The sequence below is a fragment of the Nocardia sp. NPDC101769 genome (assembly GCF_044766925.1).
Taxonomy (GTDB): Bacteria; Actinomycetota; Actinomycetes; order Mycobacteriales; family Mycobacteriaceae; genus Nocardia.
Genome location: NZ_JBIWMX010000005.1, coordinates 244,232 through 260,518, shown reverse-complemented (window position 1 = coordinate 260,518; position 16,287 = coordinate 244,232). Strand labels below are relative to the sequence as shown.

The window sequence follows — 16,287 nt, the reverse complement described above, 5'->3', positions numbered from 1 at the left end:
ACCCGCGTCCCCGCACGTAGGGCTGTGACGACGCGAGGTCTGACTCCCGTACCGCCGCAGCGGCCCGGACACAGTGGCGCGACCGTCCCGGATTCCCACCGGGTTCCCACCATCGTCACAAAATATTCGCCCGACTATACAGAGCAGCGCCGACGGCCCCGACGTCCAGCGGTGCCGCGCCCGAATGACATCGGATTCGTGGTGGACCGTCTACGAACGACCGGGGAACCACAGTGCGGGCAGACCGGTCGTGAGTACTTAATGACGACAGATTCCCAGGTCCGGCGTTCTTCATAACGTTGTCCTCATCAAGTTCACACCAGCAAGGAGAACCGACATGAGCGACATCAACGAACTCGTCCAGCGCTACCTCACCGCCTGGAACACCACCGACGCCTCGACCCGCGCCACCATGGTCGCCGAGTTGTTCACGGACGACGCCGAATACACCGACCCGCTGTGCTCGGTCCATGGGCACGCCGGGTTGGACGCCACCATCGCCGCCGTCCAGGCCCAGTTCGCCGGACTGGAGTTCAGCCTGGGCGCCCCGGTCGACGCCAACCACCACATCGCCCGCTTCACGTGGCACCTCGGCACCCCGGGCGCGGAACCGCTGGTGATCGGCTTCGATGTCGCCGCCATCGCCGAGGACGGGCGCATCGAACGCGTCTACGGCTTCCTCGACAAAGTCCCGGCCGGGGCTTGATCGTTGCGCCGCAAGCAGTTCGAAGGCGCGGCGGTAGGCGATTGCCGGAACTCCGGCGACGCCGGGTGTCCGCTCGATGCGGGCGGCCACCCGGCAGACGTTGATCAGCGGTAGGAACCGGCGCTCAGGTCGGCTGTTGCGCTGGGGCCCTGCGGGTTCCAGCCGAGGTCGGTGCGGGCGCCCTTGCCGGTGATGGATTGGCTGAGGGCCAAGGCTTCGGCGAAGGGAGCGCCCAGGGCGGCTTCCGCTTCGGTGAGGGGCCAGATCACCGGGTCGCCGGAGACGCCGGCGGCCTGGGCCGCAGCGGTGGCGAGGTCGAGAACCGAGACGGCCGGCTCGGTGATGGCGTGCCAGATGGTGCCCGCCGGAGCCGCTTCGACGACCTTCACGAAGAGGTCGGCCAGGTCGTCCACGTGAACGGTGGGCCATACGACAGTGGAGTCGGCGACGACGACCGGCGCATTGTGCTTGCGGGCGAGATCGACCAGGAGAGCGGGGATTCCGCCATTGCGACCGTGCACGATGCCGGGACGGATGACGGCTGCGCGGACGCCCGCATCGGCAAGGGCGAGGACCTGGCGTTCGATGACCGGGCGGTAGCCGACGATGGGAATGGGGTTGGTGGGCGCGGATTCGTCGGCGCCATCGGTCGCGCCGAGGACCCAGACGCCGCTGGTGTAGACGAAGGGCTTGCCGGTGCCGCGCAGCGGGTCGGTGAGGGCAGCAATGGCGGCGGCGTCCGCGTCCGCGTCTCCACTGGGGGTGGCGAGGTTGACCACGGCGTCGATATCGGGGGTGACGGCGGCGGTGAGGGATGCCGGATCGGCGAGATCACCCGTGCGCGTCTCGAATCCGGACTCGCCCTCCTTACCCGGCCGTACCAGTGCCACTACCTCGTGCCCCAGTCCGGTAAAGCGTTCGGCGACCGCGGAACCCAGGTAGCCGCCGGCCCCGATGATCAGTACTCGCATGAATCTTCTCCTCCATCTCGGCCGTGCCGGCCGTCTTCACGACAGCCTCGTCGGCCGCACTGGTATTCCGCTGTCAGCGGGCGCCTTCTCGACTACCCGCGAACAGCACGTCAATTACCGGCGAACAGCACGCGATTCGCGTATGCGGTGTCGAAATACTCCCGGGCTTCCGCGATTCGGCCGTCGGCGACGCGGAAGGCGACGACGACATCGTTGACATACTCCGCGCCCGCCGCGGTAGTCGCCCGGGTGGTCCACTCCGCCACGGCGCGGTCCCCGTCGGCGATCACGCCGCGCACCTCCTGGCTCATGGGTTTGGTGGTGTCGAAGCGCGCCAGCATGGCGGGCAGGAAACCGTGGAAGATCTGGTCCGGTCCGACCCAGGTGCCCGAGGTCGGCAGGTCCCCGGCCAGTGTCCATGTGGCATCGGGCGCGAAGAACTCGCTGCGCCGCTCGACCGCCTCGCCGCCCTGCAGGGCGCGAATGTAGTTCTCGATCACCGTCCGGGTCTCGTGTGTGGTGCTCATGCCATTCAGTTCACTGGAAATCCCGAGCCCGACCAAGGGCCGGCTCACACACTCAGCGATAAAGAACGCTTATCGATGCAGAATGCCGGACCGCGGATACGGAAAGCGCCCGCGGCGTTCGGCCGCGGGCGCTTTCACGCTCGGAGGGTCAATCCTTGACCAGTGCGACGTCGGCGGCATCCAGGGCCTCGGGCGAATCCTCGACCGGCTCCGGCGATTCGGAGCGGTTGGGTAGCAGCACCGCCATGACGATGACGATCAGCGCCAGCGCAGCGGAGACCGCGAAGGCCAGCCGCATGCCGGACAGGTGGGCGTCGAGCGGGTTGGCGCCGCCATCGGTCAGATGGGTGGCCCGTGACGTCATGACCGTCACCACCAGGGCGGTGCCGAAGGCCGCGGCCACCTGCTGCAGCGTGCCCAGCATGGAGCTGCCGTGCGAGTACAGGTGCATCGGCAGCGCGCCCAGGCCCAGGGTGAACACCGGCGTGAAGGCGGCGGCCAGCGACACCATCAGCAGGATGTGCAACGCCACCAGTACCGGATACGGCGTGGTCAGCGAGAGCTGAGTGAAGCCTACGAGGGCGGCGGTGATGCCGGTCGCGCCCGGAATCACCAGGACGCGGCCGCCGAACCGATCGAACAGCCGGCCCACGGTCGGGCCGAGCAGACCCATGGCAAGACCGCCGGGCATGACCAGCAGACCGGTCTGCAGCGGGCTCAGGCCACGCAGGTTCTGCAGGTACAGCGGCAGCAGGATCATCGAGCCCATCATGGCCAGGAAGGCCACGGCCATCAGGACCAGCGCCTTGACGTAGGTGCCGGACAACAGGATTCGCAGATCCAGCAGCGGGCTGCCGTTGCGCTGCAGGTACACCTGGCGGAACACGAAGACGGCGACCAGGGCCACACCGCCGGCGACGATCAGCACCGGAGTGAGCGCGCTGCCCGCGCCGAACTTGCTCAGGCCGTACACCAGCCCGCCGAAGCCGAGGGCCGCGAACGCCACGCTGAACCAGTCGATCGAACCTGCTTGCGGCTCACCGACGTTCTCCAGCTTGCGCAGTCCGAACCAGGTCACCGCCGCGGCGATGGGCAGGACGAACGCGAACAGCCAGCGCCACGAACCGATCTGGAGCACCAGGCCGGAGATGACCGGGCCCATGGCCGGGGCGACCGAGATGGCCAGGGTGACATTGCCCATCACACGGCCGCGGTCGTGCTCGGGGACGACCGTCATCAGGGTGGTCATGAGCAGCGGCATCATGACCGCGGTGCCGCCCGCCTGGACGACCCGACCGATCAGCAGCACCGCGAACGACGGCGCGATCGCGGCCACCGCGGTGCCGAGGAGGAAAACGCCCATCGCGAGGGAGTACGCGCGCCGGGTGCTGACGCGCTGCAGGAACCAGCCGGTCACCGGGATGACCGCCGCCATGGTGAGCATGAACGCCGTGGACACCCACTGCGCGGACCGCTCGGTCACATGAAGATCCGTCATGAGCCGCGGAATCGCATTGATCATGATGGTCTCGTTCAAGATCACCGTGAAGGTCGCGAGCACCAGCAACCGGATGACCGTTGGCGTCCGCTGCTTGGTCGAGCTAGCGGATAGATCGGGCATCGGAAAACCTCCGGGGGTGTTCGTATTCGAGGGGGTGACGCGGAATCGGCGACGGTGCCGTCCGGGGGGCCATATCGGTGCAGACGGGTACAGGTCGCTCAACTCATCGGTCGCCAGACAGTATTCCGGCGGGGTCCGACAGAATTCATCCGATTATCGGGTGAACCGCGGCCCAATAGCATGCTGAAAGTGTGCTGTTACCAGCACTTATCGAACTCGGCAAAATCGTCGAGTGAGGCAGGTCACGTTTGAGCGGATGTGAGCTCGGATCGGCCCCGGATCCGGAACCCGCCATGATGGAGGGGGATGCCCCGCCGCGATGGTGCGGTCACGGGGCGGGAGGGTGTGAGAACGACCGTGGCCGAACACATTCCGCAGCTGCGTGGACGCGAGCACGAACAGCAGGCACTCGACACCCTGATCGAGGGTGCGCGCGACGGGCACAGCGCGGTGCTGGTGCTGCGCGGCGAGCCCGGGATCGGCAAGACGGCACTGCTCGGATACGCCGCCGCGCAGGCGGACGGCATGCGGGTGCTGCGTGGCACCGGCGTCGAGGTCGAGGCCGAATTGCCGTTCGCCGGACTGCAATTGCTGCTGCGCCCCGCCCTGGACCGGCTGCCCGGCCTGCCGGAACCGCAGCGGGCGGCGCTGGCGGGCGCGCTCGGCCTCGGTCCCGGCGGATGCGAGCCCATGCTCATCGGTCTGACGGTATTGTCGCTGCTCACGGATTATGCCGACGGCGCCGGGCTGCTGGTCGTGGTGGACGACGCGCAGTGGCTGGATCGGGCTTCTCAGGACGCGCTGCTGTTCGCGGCCCGGCGGCTGCAGGCCGAGGGTGTCGCCATGCTGTTCGGCGTCCGGGAGGGCGAGGGGTCGTTCGAGGCCGCCGGGCTGCCCGAGCAGCGATTGACCGGTCTGTCCCACGAGGCGGCGGCGGCCCTGCTGGATGAGCACGCGCTCACCCCGGCCGTGCGCTACCGGCTGCTGGCCGAGGCGCGCGGCAATCCACTGGCCCTGCGCGAGCTGCCGCTGGCGATGGCCGCCGAATCGACGCCGGATCTCGCCGCGGGCGCGCTGCCCCTGACCGATCGGCTGCGGCTGGCCTTCCACGGCCGGATCAGTCAGCTGCCGGAGCCGACCCAGACCCTGCTGACCGTGCTGGCCACCGACGAATCCGCTGAGCTCGCCGTCGTGCTGCGTGCAGCGGCGAGCCTCGGAGCGAGCATCGATGATCTCGCACCGGCCGAGGCTGCCGGACTGTTGCAACGCGGGAGCGGCGTCGACCTGTCGATCACGTTCCGCCACCCGCTGATTCGCGCGGCGGTGTACCAACGTGCCCCACTCGGACAGCGATTGGCGGTCCACCGCGCCCTGGCCGAGGCGCTCGACGCGCCAGAGCAGGCGGATCGGCGGGCCTGGTATCGCGCGGCGGCGGCCCTCGGCCCCGATGCGGAGGTGGCGGATGCCCTGGAGCGCAGCGCTGTTCGAGCGCGCGAACGCGGCGGACACAGGGCGGCGGCCGCCGCCTACGATCGGGCGGCCCGGCTCAGTGATCGGCCCGCGGATCGGACGCGACGTCAGACGCTGGCCGCCCAGGCGGCCCTGGAGTCGGGTGATCTGGGGCGGGCGGCCGAGCTGGCCCGGCGCGCGACCCGCGAGGTGAGCTCGGAATCGTTGCGCGCCAGTCTTTCCCAGGTGCGGGCGCTGGCCCTCTTCTGGCAGGGCAAGTTTCCGGATGCGCACCGGCTGCTGATCGACGCGGCGACGAGCATAGCGGCCACCGAACCCGCGCAGGCGGCGGACATGCTGGTGCAGGCCATACACACCGGGTGGTATCTGGGCGAGGCCGACTTGCGGGAGGTCCTCGAACACCTTGCGGACCTGCGGTTGCCGGATGCGCTGCCGGTGACCCCGGTGGTGCGGTTCATCAGCCGGATGTTCGGGCGTGGCCCGGGCCGGCCCTTGGCGCTGACCGATATCCTCGGCGAAATCCGTTCCCGGGGAGATGCTTCCGACCAGGTCCTGTCGATCCTCTGCGGCACCGCGCTCGCGCGCGGGCAGGACGGGCCCGCCTTCGATCTGGCCATGTCCCTGGAGGGCAAGCATCGCGCCGCCGGTGCCGCCGGGCGACTGCCGACCGTCCTGTTCTTCGCCAGCGAGGCCGAAATCTTCACCGGCCGCCTGCGCGACGCGCGCACCGCGACGGTCGAGGCCCGCGACCTCGCCCGCGACACCGGCCAGCAGCAGTGGGTGCGCCAACTCAGCAGTGTGCTGGCGCATTTGGACGCACTGCGCGGGGATGAGGACGGGTGCCGGACGCAGGCCGAGCTCGGGCTCACCGGGGATACACCGGGAGCGATCGCGCCGGGCGCACCATGGGCGCACTGGTCGCTGGGACTGCTCGACCTCGGGGCCGGGCGAGCGGAATCGGCGCTGTCGCGCTTCGAGCGATTGACGAAATCGCCGTTCGATCACCATATTTGCGCCACCCGGGCGGTGCCGGATCTGGTCGAGGCCGCCGTGCGGATCGGAGCCCCGGAGCGCGCCGCGGCGCCTTTCGCGAACTTCACCGGCTGGGCGGAGTCGGTGGGACAGGAATGGGCCGATGCCCTGGTGCTGCGCTGCCGCGCGCTGCTGGATGACCAGAACGCCCAAGATCTGTACGCCAAGGCGCTCGAGCTGCACGACCGCGAGGCTCGTCCCATCGAATTCGCCCGTACCGCTCTGCTTTACGGGGAATGGCTGCGCCGCGCCCGCCGCAAGGCCGAGGCGCGCACCCGATTGCACGACGCCCTCGAGGTCTTCGAGCGGCTGGAACTGGATCCGTGGGCCAGGCGCGCCCGCCACGAGCTGACCGCGGCCGGCGCACCGGATTCCGATCCGGGCCCGTCCCGCGGTACCGCGACCGGCCTGACCCCGCAGGAATTGCAGATCGTCCGCCTCGCCGCGCAGGGACTGTCCAACCGCGATATCGCCGCGCAGCTGTTCCTGAGCCACCGCACAGTCGGCTACCACCTCTACAAGGCGTACCCGAAGCTCGGCGTCACCTCGCGGGGCGAGCTGAAGGATATTGCCACACAACTTCATTGATCATCGCAACTGCCGGATCAGGCCTTGATGAACTCGAGCAGGTCGTTGTCGAACTGCTCGGCGAAATACAGCTGTGACTGCCGGGCCATCCACTCGGGCCGGTCGGTGCGGATGCGGTGCGGCATGTCCTCGAGCACCGCCACTCGAGCGGCGCTCGGGTTGTCGTCGGTGAGCTTCGGGAACGGCAGCATCGAACTACGGATGCGTTTCGGCCGCCCATTCCCCCACCATCGGCCGGAGCGGCGGCATACGATTGGCAAACCAGTCGGAAAAGGCCCGGTCAGCCGGATTCGACCGGGAGACAGTCAGGAGTCACCAATGACAAAATTCCTGGTGATCTACAAGTCGGACCAGTCCGCTCGCGAGCAGATGGCCCAGACCACCCCCGAAGCCCAGGCGGCGGGCATGAAGGCCTGGATGGACTGGGCCGGTCGGGCGGGGTCGGCGATCGTCGATCTCGGATCGCCGCTGGGACCCGGATCCCTCAACGCCGACGGCCGGATCGGCGGCTTCTCCATCCTGCAGGCCGACTCCAGCGAAGCACTTCAGGAGGTACTGAAGGGCCATCCGCACACCGAATGGGGCGGCACCATCGACATCTACGAATTCCTGGCCATGCCGGGCATGTGACGACGGGAGTTAGTGCACGCCCTCCATGTGGCGGCTGATCCAGGGGGCGACGGTCCAGACGATCGCGCCGACGGCCATGGCCACCAGACCGGCGACGCCGAAGTACACCAGTTCGTGGGACGGGTCGTAGAACTTGGACAGCACGCCCGACATCGAGGTGCCGATGCCGACCGAGAAGAAGTACAGGGCCATCATCTGAGCGCGAAAAGCGTTGGGGGCCAGCTTCGTCGTGACCGAGAGACCGATCGGCGAGAGCATGAGCTCCGAGACCGCGAACGCGCCCAGGATGAAGAAGACGATCACGAACGACACCGACTTGCCGTGGCTGCCCGAGAACAGGGTGAACAGCAGGAAGGCCGCGCCCATCCCGATCACGCCCAGCGAGAACTTGCGCGGAGTGCTCGGGGAGCGCATGCCCAGGCGGGTCCACATGATCGCGAACAGCGGCGACAGCGCGATGATCCACACCGGCTCCATGGAACCGATCCAGTTCGACGGCGCGGTCCAGCCGAAGATGGACCAGTTCATGCGCTCGTCGGAGTACACCGCCAGCACCGTGAAGATCTGCTGGAACAGCGACCAGAACACCGCGTTCGCGACGAACAGCGGCATGTAGGCGCGCACCCGGGTGCGCTCGATCGGAGTCACCTTTTCGCTGGTGAGCATGATGGCGAAGTAGGCGATCGAGGCCACGACGATCACGAAGGTGGTGGCGTCGGGCAGGTTGGACAGGGTCACCAGCCTGGTGGCCCAGGCGATGCCGACCACCACGAGGATCGCGGCGAAGGCCGCCACAACCTTGGGAATCGCGGTGCGCGGCAACGGGTTCGGCACATCGCGGCCGTGCGCGCCCAGGTTCTTGCGGAAGATGACGTACTGGGTGAGGCCGATCGCCATACCGATGGCGGCCGCGCCGAAGCCGTAGTGGAAGCCGACGTGATCCTGCAGCAGGCCGGTGATCAGCGGACCGGCGAAGGCGCCCAGGTTGATACCCAGATAGAACAGCGTGAAGCCGCCGTCCGCACGCGGATCGTCCTTGTCGTAGAGGGTGCCCAGCAGCGAGGAGGCATTCGCCTTCAGGCCACCTGATCCCAGCGCGACCAGCACCAGACCGACGCCGACACCGGTCAGGCCGGGCAGGATGGCCAGCGCGATGTGGCCGGCCATGACGACGACACCGCCGTAGAAGACGGTGCGCTCCGAGCCGAGCAGACGGTCCGCGACCCACGCGCCGAGCACGGTCGACAGATAGACCAGACCGCCGTAGGCGCCGACGATGCCGGTGGCGGTGGACTTGGCCATGCCGAGGCCGCCGTCGGTGGCCATGTAGTACAGGTAGTAGCCGAGAATCGTGAGCATTCCGTAGAACGAGAACCGTTCCCACAATTCGACGCCGAACAGATTCGCGATACCGATGGGGTGGCCGAACAGGGTCCGTTCGGTGACCGGTTTCACGTCGTGAGCTACTCCAGACATACCCGCGACCCTCCCATAAAGGGCAATCCAGCAGCAACCTCAGAAATTAACCTACGTCACAAATTGCCAAGGAAATATTCCGGATGCGCTGGCCGAGGGACAAATGTCCCACAGACGCTCGATAGGCGGTCCGATCAGGCGATTGACAGTGCGATGCCGTCCAGGATGTCGTGTTCGCTGACAATCAGCTCGCGAATCCCAGCACGCCGTGCCAGCTCATCGGCAAGCACTTCGGCTATTACCGCGCCGCCGCCGATCACATCCACCCGGCCCGGATGCATGGGCCCGAGCGCGGCCCGCTCGTCGTGGTTCATGCCGATCAGCCGATCGCACACCTTGCGCAGGTCGGCCAGCGGCAGGCGGGTGAGATGCACACGGTCCGAATCGTATTCGGGCAGATCCAGCGACACCGCGGCGATCGTGGTCATGGTCCCGGCCACACCCACCCAGGTGTGCGCCCGCTCCACCGGCACCACGCCGAACGCCTGTGCCAGCCGCTCCGAGGCGAAGAAGCGCGCCGAGGCGACCTCCTCGCGGGTGGGTGGATTGCCATGCAGGCAGCGCTCGGTGATGCGCACGCAGCCGATATCGGCCGAGTACGCCGCGTGCACACCGGCCGCATCGCCCAGCACCACCTCGGTCGACCCGCCGCCCAGATCCACCACTACGAAAGGCCCTGCGGCACTGGACAGTTCACCGACAGCCCCGGCGAAGGACAGCCGCGCCTCCTCGTCGCCGCTGATGACCTCGGCCTGCGCCCCCGGCACCACCCGGCCCAGCTCGACGCCGGTCATGGTGAAGAAGTCCTCGCGGTTGGCGGCATCGCGCATGGCAGAGGTGGCCACCATCCGCACCCGTGTCACACCGTGCTTCAGCATGAGGTCGACATAGTCGCGCAGCGCCACCCGGGTGCGTTCGATCGCTTCGGGGTTCAGCGAACCCGTGGCATCCACGCCCTGGCCCAGTCGCACGATCCGCATCTCCCGATGCACATCGGTCAGATGCGGCTTACCGTCGGCGTCGCGTGTGACATCGGCGATCAGGAGTCGGATCGAGTTGGTTCCACAGTCGATGCCCGCGATCCGCTCGTGCGCTTCCGCACCGGGGGCCGCACTCCGCGCGAACTCTGCCTTGCTCATCCCTGACCTCTGAATTCGACTGGTTCTGAACACATCTCGCCGACCAGACCACCTCGGCGCTGCACGACCGATGGAGGGCGGTCGTCAATCCGGGCGCGGCCGGCTCACTCGCCGGCAGGCTCCGAATCGGTGCGGTACTCCTCGTATTTCGGCCAGTCCGCCGGAATGGCGGTGCCGCGCAGGCCGTGGTCGGCGGCCAGGGCGACGGCCTCGTCGCCGAGGGGGTTGAGGCCCGGGCCCTTGGCCAGAGAGTGGGCGATGAGGACGTGCAGGCACTTGACCCGGTCGGGCATGCCGCCGCCGGCGAAGTCGGTGCCGAGGTCCTCGATGGCATTGCGCTCGGACAGGTAGCTGTCGTACGCGGCGCGGTATGCGGCGGCGAGTTCCGGGTCGCGGGTGAGGCGTTCGGACATGTCGCGCATCAGGCCGGTGGTCTCCAGACGGCTCGCCTCGGCGGTCAGGCGCGGATCCGTCAGGTAGTACAGGGTCGGGAAGGGGGTCCCGTCCGGGAGCTTGGGCGCGGTCTTGACCACCGCGGGCAGGCCGTCCGGAGTGCGGTAGGCGATGGCGAGCACGCCGCGCGGAGCCCGGCCCAGTTGCTCGGCGACGATCGCGAGATCGCGCTCGCCGGGGACGTTCTCGGCTGCGGTCACCTGGGTTGTCCTTCCTCGGTGGGGGCGGGCGGCGGGGGCGCCGGTGCGGGTGGCGGGGTGGGAGCGGGGGCGGCGACGGGCTGCGGCGAGGAAACGCTGTGCCACAGCTGCGTGTACCAGGGGTCGGGCTCCCGGGGTTTGGCGGGCTGGGTCGGGATGGCCGGTTGCTCGATCTCGGGGATCTGCACGATGTAGGGCGTGTCCCCCGGCATCACCAGACGCAGGCGGTCCCGGGCCTCGGCCTTGATGTAGTTCGGATCCTGTTGCTGCGCACGGCGATCGCGCAGGTTCACGACATCCTCCTCCAGCTGGCGATGCTGAGCTGCCAGCTCGGAGGCGTCCGAGCGCTGCGTGAAGTAGGTGCGCAGCGGCACCGCCAGGGTGAGCGCGAGCCCCGCCAGCACGGCGGCCAGCAGCACCGCGCGACCGGTGGACAGGCCGAGGATCTTGCGTTCGTGCCGTTCGGATTTCGCGGCCGCCCTGGGGGCGGTGCGACGCTTGGGAGCCGGCTTCCCGGCAGCCGTGCGGCTGCTGCTCGAGCTCGAAGATTTCGCGGCGGCACCGGATTTCGGGACGGTGGCGGATTCGTTCCGCTTCCCGCCCGAGGCGCTCTTGGCGCGAGCGGAGCGCGACGGGCGCCGGTCACTTCGTCCTGCCGGACTAGTTCCGCGCGCCCGTCGCTCCGTCATCTCACACCTCGAAATTCAGTAGTAGTCCCAACTCTCGGAGGCCGGGTCGGGGCTCGAGCTACCGATTATTCAGCCTTCGAACGCGAATCGCGGGAAGGCGGCGTCACCGGCGTAGCGCGCCGAGTCGCCCAGGGCGTCCTCGATACGCAGCAGCTGGTTGTACTTGGCGACGCGCTCGGAGCGGGCCGGGGCGCCGGTCTTGATCTGGCCGGAGCCGACAGCCACCGCCAGGTCGGCGATGGTGGTGTCCTCGGTCTCGCCGGACCGGTGGCTCATCATGGTCTTGTAGCCGTTGCGGTGGGCCAGCTCGACCGCGTCCAGGGTCTCGGTCAGGGTGCCGATCTGGTTGACCTTCACCAGGAGTGCGTTGGCCGCGCCCTTGGCGATGCCCTCCTCCAGGCGGTCCGGGTTGGTGACGAACAGGTCGTCGCCGACGAGCTGCACCTTGTCGCCGATCTGGTCGGTCAGGGAGACCCAGCCGTCCCAGTCGTCCTCGGACAGCGGGTCCTCGATCGAGACGATCGGATAGTTGCCGAGCAGGCCGGCGTAGAACTGGGCCATCTCGGCGGCGGTGTGCAGCTTGCCTTCGAACTTGTAACCTTCACCGGTGGTGTAGAACTCGGTGGCGGCCACGTCGAGCGCGAGCGCGATCTCGCTGCCCAGCTTGAAACCGGCCTTCTCGATCGCCGAGGCGATCAGGTCCAGGGCGGCACGGGTATTCGCGACCGACGGCGCGAAACCGCCCTCGTCGCCCAGACCGGTGGACAGGCCCTGCGCCTTGAGCACCGACTTCAGCGTGTGGTAGACCTCCGCGCCCCAGCGCAGCGACTCCTTGAAGGTGGCCGCGCCGATCGGGGCGATCATGAACTCCTGGACGTCGACGCCGGAGTCGGCGTGCGCGCCACCGTTGAGGATGTTCATCATCGGCACCGGCAGGACGTGGGCGTTCGGGCCGCCGACGTAGCGGAACAGCTCCAGGCCCGAGGACTCGGCGGCCGCACGGGCCACCGCGAGCGAGACACCCAGCAGGGCGTTGGCGCCCAGACGCGACTTGTCCGGGGTGCCGTCCAGATCCAGCAGGGTCTGGTCGACGGTGCGCTGCTCGACGGCGTCGAGACCGATCACGGCCGGGGCGATCTCGTCGAGGACGCCCTCGACGGCCTTCTGCACGCCCTTGCCCTGGTAGCGGTCGCCACCGTCACGCAGCTCGACGGCCTCGTGCTCACCGGTGGACGCGCCGGAGGGCACGGCCGCGCGGGTGAGGGTGCCGTCGTCGAGAGCGATCTCGACCTCGACAGTGGGGTTGCCACGCGAATCCAGGATCTCGCGAGCTCCGACCTGTTCGATGATGGCCACGAAACGACACTCCTTCGGCTGCTGAGTCGGCAGGTCGCACGGCGAACCCGTGCGCTGACGAGCCTAACCTGCCACGATCGCGCTGACACATCCCCCCGTCGGCGCGCCCGCCAGATATACACAATGACCAATCAATGCCGTACGCGGAGACATCGACTCACAGGTTCGCGGCGCAAGCGCGGAGAGGCGGAGCGCTCGTTCTGGACTGCGGCTCGATAGACCTCCGCCTTGGAGCGACGGAGCGAAGCGGAGGAGCGGAGGGAGGGAGCGAAGAATCGAGACTTTCAGCGCCGCGAACCCGCCCGGAGCGGAGCGGAGGGCAAATCAAACACGGCGGCCCACGCTGTAGGCGGCGGCGCGGTAGCGGACGGTGTTCATATAACTGGTGGACTGGTTGTAGGTGAGCAGCGCCTGCTGCCAGCCGGGTGCGCCGGTGAGGTCGCCACCCATGGCGCAGAGGTAGCGCGCGGCGGTCAATGCCGCATCGTCGATATTGTCCGGATCGATCTTCCCGTCGCCGTTGGCGTCCACACCCCAGCGCTGCCAGGTCTCCGGAATGAACTGGAACGGGCCCATCGCCCGGACATACACCGGATTCGCCTCGGTGGAGCTCGCGTCCAGAATCCGCGCGCGCCCGGGCGAACCATCCAGTGGCAGCCCGCGAATCGGCGGCGACACCGTCCCGTCATCGGCGATGTGCGATCCGCCGTGCGTGCCGTGCTGGCTCTCCACGCTCGCGATGCCCGCCAGCGTGGTCCAGCCGATCCCGCACTCCGGCTTGGACCGCGCCATCACTGCCGCCGCGTATCCGTAAGCCTCCAGGGCCAGCACCGGAATGCCGGTCGACCCGTGCTGTTCCTCCGCCCAGTCCTGCAGCTGAATCGCGGTGCGCCCCGGCGCATCCAGGTCGATCGGCGGCAGTGGTGCGCCCGCGCCCGGCGGCATGTCGTCCGGGACGGGCGTGAGATTGCTTGTCCCGCAACCGGTCAGCAATAGCAGCGCGGTGGCCGTGCCCAGCAGGCCGGCGCGGGTCAGCGGGGCCCGGAGGCCGGCCATTCGGATACGCACCCCATTCATCATCCAGATGGATCGGCGTGGAGGCGAACACCGTGAACACGGTTCGCCCCGGGTGGGCGGTAACGATCGTGTTCGACCGGGCTCCGCGCGGGAATCCCATACCCATCCGCTATTTCCACGACACGCCCTTAGGTAAGGCTTGCCAAAATTTCGCGGGGGTAATACCGTCTTTCGCCGAGCCAAGATCACCATGCCACCGCCCAGCCAGGAAGGCCCTCCCGTTGGTGAAAAGCGTTCTCTCCGAACGTAGTCAGCTCCATCCCGCTCAACTCGAACGACGCGACCTGCCCGAATCCGCAGCCCGGGCAGTGCGCCACCTCGCCGCTGAGATCGCCGTCACAGTCGGGCGCTGTCCGGAGATCGCGACCACCCTCTCGCACCCGGTTCTGCTGCGCCACATCGACGCCAAATACGGACGGCTGCCCGACGCGGTGCACGAGGCCATGCGGCCGCCCGCCACGGCGGCGGGCGTGGCGGTCATCGGCCGGCTTCCGGTCGACGACGAGGAACTCGGGCCGACGCCGTACAACTGGCAGAAGGCGACCGAACTGGCCGGAACCCGGTCACCACGGTCCGGCTCCTTCCAGCTCGATGTCGTCATGCTGCTGCTGGCACGGTGCGCCGGTGAACCCTTCGGCTGGGAGGGCCAGCAGGCGGGACGGCTGGTGAACAACATCGTGCCCACGCCCGGCCACGAACACGAACAGTCGGGCGCCAGCAGCACCGCGCTGCTCAGCCCGCACACCGAGGACGCCTTCCACCCGGACCGGGCCAACCTGCTCATGCTCGGCTGCCTGCGCAATCCCGATCGGATCGCGACCACCGTGTCCTCGATCCGGAACGCGGAACTCGATGCGGCGCAGCGAAAGATCCTGAGCACGGCGCGACTGCCGATCCTGCCGGACGTCTCCTACGGCAGCGCCTTCGGGGACACCCCGGCACCGCCGATCGCCACCCTCGGCGACGATGCGGGCGGGACCACACTGCGTTTCGACCCGGCGTACACCCCCCTCGACCGTGCCGACGACGAATTCCGCAGCGCCTACCGGCATTTGACCAGCGAACTCGAAAGAGTGTGCGTCGCCGCGGCTTTGGCGCCCGGAGAACTGCTCCTGGTGGACAATGACGTGGTGGTGCACGGGCGGGTGCCGTTCACCCCCCGCTACGACGGCACCGACCGCTGGCTCAAGCGGGTCAATATTCGCCTGCCCCAACGCCGCCGCGATGCCGAGGCCGGGGAGGACGGCTACGGTCAGCGCGTGGTGGCACCGTTCCGCACGACCCGAGGACAGAACACGTGAACTGCCGCCCCACCCCGCTCCGCGTACTCAGCCGCAGCGACCTGGCCGACGTCCCGATCTCCCCGGCCGAGGTGGTGCGGGCCGTCGAAGACGCGTATCTCGCACTGGCGGGCGGAGATTCGGACAACCCCCGCAAACTCAGCGTCGCCCATCCCGACGGGTGGTCGGTGGCCTACGCCATGCTGGGGCGGGACGGGCGGCGCCGGGTGGTGGCCATGAAGACCAGCTACAAATTCGACCCGCACCACGACAGGTCGAACAAGCGGTATTTCACGACGATCTCGCTCTACGACGACGCCACCGGAAGCCCGATCGCGCTGATGGACTGCGCCCGCGTCGGCGCCCTGCGCACGCCCGCGGTCTCGGCACTGCTGGTGCGCGAATGCGCCCGGCCGGGAGCACGCAGCGTCCTGCTGATCGGCACCGGCACCCAGGGCCGCAATGCGCTACCCCACCTACTAGCCGCGAATCCACAGCTGAACCGACTCATGCTCTACGGAACCCACCCCGAAGGATTGGAAGCGGTGTATCGGCAACTGCTGCACCATCATCCGCACGCCGAACTCGACATCGTGAGCGACCCGTACGCGGCGGCGCGCGAAGCGGACATCATTCTCGCGACCGCCGGACCCGGCACCCAGGTGGCGATAGAGGCCAAGGACCTGGCGCCCGGGGCGACCGCGGTACTGGTCGGCTACGGCCTGGCACCCTCCACCCTCGTCGAGGCCGATCGCGTAATCGCCACCAGCGCAGAACAAATGGCTTTGACCGGTACGGATATGGCAGGCCCGGACGGCCGACTGCGCAGGGTCGACGCCGAGCTACCCCAAATCCTCGACCGTCGCGCGGCGGGTCGGCTCACCGACGACGAGAAGATCTTCGTGTACAACAGCGGCCTGGTACTCACCGATATCGCGGTCGCACATGCCCTGGCCAATCGTGCCATTACGGAGGGACGCGGCACGGAGGTCGCGCTGTGGGACTGACCGTCGCGGCAGATTTCTGAAATGTTCGTATTCGCTGCGAAATTTCACGTTACAGACGTTGTCTT

General features: G+C 68.4%; 15 protein-coding genes and 1 riboswitch. Of the genes, 5 read left to right on the top strand and 10 right to left on the bottom strand.

Annotated features, from left to right (window positions below; all coding sequences use genetic code 11):
• Positions 1-36 precede the first annotated feature (36 nt).
• Positions 37-108, bottom strand: a riboswitch (cobalamin riboswitch).
• A gap of 229 nt (positions 109-337) precedes the next feature.
• Positions 338-706, top strand: coding sequence for a nuclear transport factor 2 family protein (locus ACIRRA_RS12015; protein ID WP_402766495.1), 369 nt, complete (start codon positions 338-340; stop codon positions 704-706).
• Between the two features lie 104 nt (positions 707-810).
• On the opposite strand, the gene ACIRRA_RS12010 is transcribed toward ACIRRA_RS12015, so the two are convergent.
• The 3 genes from ACIRRA_RS12010 to ACIRRA_RS12000 all read right to left on the bottom strand — a co-directional run bounded on the left by ACIRRA_RS12010 (position 811) and on the right by ACIRRA_RS12000 (position 3,825).
• The gene (locus tag ACIRRA_RS12010; RefSeq protein WP_402766493.1) at positions 811-1,677 is read right to left on the bottom strand and encodes an NAD-dependent epimerase/dehydratase family protein; all 867 of its coding nucleotides are present in this window, start codon (positions 1,675-1,677) and stop codon (positions 811-813) included.
• Positions 1,678-1,787: 110 nt separating this feature from the next.
• A complete protein-coding gene (locus ACIRRA_RS12005; protein WP_402766491.1) occupies positions 1,788-2,204 on the bottom strand; it encodes a nuclear transport factor 2 family protein in 417 nt (138 codons plus the stop codon).
• A 148-nt stretch (positions 2,205-2,352) separates the two neighbouring features.
• The gene (locus ACIRRA_RS12000) at positions 2,353-3,825 is read right to left on the bottom strand and encodes an MDR family MFS transporter (protein ID WP_402766489.1); all 1,473 of its coding nucleotides are present in this window, start codon (positions 3,823-3,825) and stop codon (positions 2,353-2,355) included.
• A gap of 345 nt (positions 3,826-4,170) precedes the next feature.
• Here ACIRRA_RS12000 and ACIRRA_RS11995 point away from each other — a divergent pair, with 345 nt between their 5' ends.
• The gene (locus ACIRRA_RS11995; protein WP_402766487.1) at positions 4,171-6,915 is read left to right on the top strand and encodes a helix-turn-helix transcriptional regulator; all 2,745 of its coding nucleotides are present in this window, start codon (positions 4,171-4,173) and stop codon (positions 6,913-6,915) included.
• A gap of 17 nt (positions 6,916-6,932) precedes the next feature.
• Here the strand turns inward: ACIRRA_RS11995 and ACIRRA_RS11990 are convergent, their stop codons facing one another.
• Positions 6,933-7,106 carry a hypothetical protein gene (locus ACIRRA_RS11990; RefSeq protein WP_402766486.1) on the bottom strand — a complete coding sequence of 58 codons (174 nt, stop codon included), beginning with the start codon at positions 7,104-7,106 and terminating at the stop codon, positions 6,933-6,935.
• Between the two features lie 127 nt (positions 7,107-7,233).
• Here ACIRRA_RS11990 and ACIRRA_RS11985 point away from each other — a divergent pair, with 127 nt between their 5' ends.
• Positions 7,234-7,545, top strand: coding sequence for a hypothetical protein (locus ACIRRA_RS11985; protein WP_402766484.1), 312 nt, complete (start codon positions 7,234-7,236; stop codon positions 7,543-7,545).
• A 9-nt stretch (positions 7,546-7,554) separates the two neighbouring features.
• Here ACIRRA_RS11985 and ACIRRA_RS11980 read toward each other — a convergent pair whose 3' ends face one another.
• From ACIRRA_RS11980 to ACIRRA_RS11955, 6 genes are all read right to left on the bottom strand, one after another.
• A complete protein-coding gene (locus tag ACIRRA_RS11980) occupies positions 7,555-9,021 on the bottom strand; it encodes a peptide MFS transporter (RefSeq protein WP_402766482.1) in 1,467 nt (488 codons plus the stop codon).
• Positions 9,022-9,155: 134 nt separating this feature from the next.
• Positions 9,156-10,160 carry an exopolyphosphatase gene (locus tag ACIRRA_RS11975; protein WP_402766480.1) on the bottom strand — a complete coding sequence of 335 codons (1,005 nt, stop codon included), beginning with the start codon at positions 10,158-10,160 and terminating at the stop codon, positions 9,156-9,158.
• Positions 10,161-10,264: 104 nt separating this feature from the next.
• Positions 10,265-10,813: a DUF501 domain-containing protein gene (locus ACIRRA_RS11970; protein WP_356995623.1), complete on the bottom strand. Its 549-nt coding sequence runs from the start codon at positions 10,811-10,813 to the stop codon at positions 10,265-10,267.
• Positions 10,810-11,502: a septum formation initiator family protein gene (locus ACIRRA_RS11965; RefSeq protein WP_402766478.1), complete on the bottom strand. Its 693-nt coding sequence runs from the start codon at positions 11,500-11,502 to the stop codon at positions 10,810-10,812. Before ACIRRA_RS11965 ends, ACIRRA_RS11970 begins: the two co-directional genes overlap by 4 nt.
• A 69-nt stretch (positions 11,503-11,571) precedes the next feature.
• Complete coding sequence (gene eno / locus ACIRRA_RS11960) at positions 11,572-12,858, bottom strand: phosphopyruvate hydratase (RefSeq protein ID WP_402766476.1); 1,287 nt, start codon at positions 12,856-12,858, stop codon at positions 11,572-11,574.
• A gap of 324 nt (positions 12,859-13,182) precedes the next feature.
• Positions 13,183-13,914 (bottom strand): lytic transglycosylase domain-containing protein, encoded by a 732-nt coding sequence (locus ACIRRA_RS11955; RefSeq protein WP_402766474.1) that lies wholly within the window; start codon positions 13,912-13,914, stop codon positions 13,183-13,185.
• A gap of 245 nt (positions 13,915-14,159) precedes the next feature.
• Here ACIRRA_RS11955 and ACIRRA_RS11950 point away from each other — a divergent pair, with 245 nt between their 5' ends.
• Both ACIRRA_RS11950 and ACIRRA_RS11945 read left to right on the top strand, forming a co-directional pair.
• Positions 14,160-15,236 (top strand): TauD/TfdA family dioxygenase, encoded by a 1,077-nt coding sequence (locus tag ACIRRA_RS11950; protein ID WP_402766472.1) that lies wholly within the window; start codon positions 14,160-14,162, stop codon positions 15,234-15,236.
• Positions 15,233-16,222: an ornithine cyclodeaminase family protein gene (locus tag ACIRRA_RS11945; RefSeq protein ID WP_402766470.1), complete on the top strand. Its 990-nt coding sequence runs from the start codon at positions 15,233-15,235 to the stop codon at positions 16,220-16,222. The genes ACIRRA_RS11950 and ACIRRA_RS11945 overlap by 4 nt, the downstream gene beginning before the upstream one ends.
• The last annotated feature ends 65 nt before the right edge of the window (positions 16,223-16,287 follow it).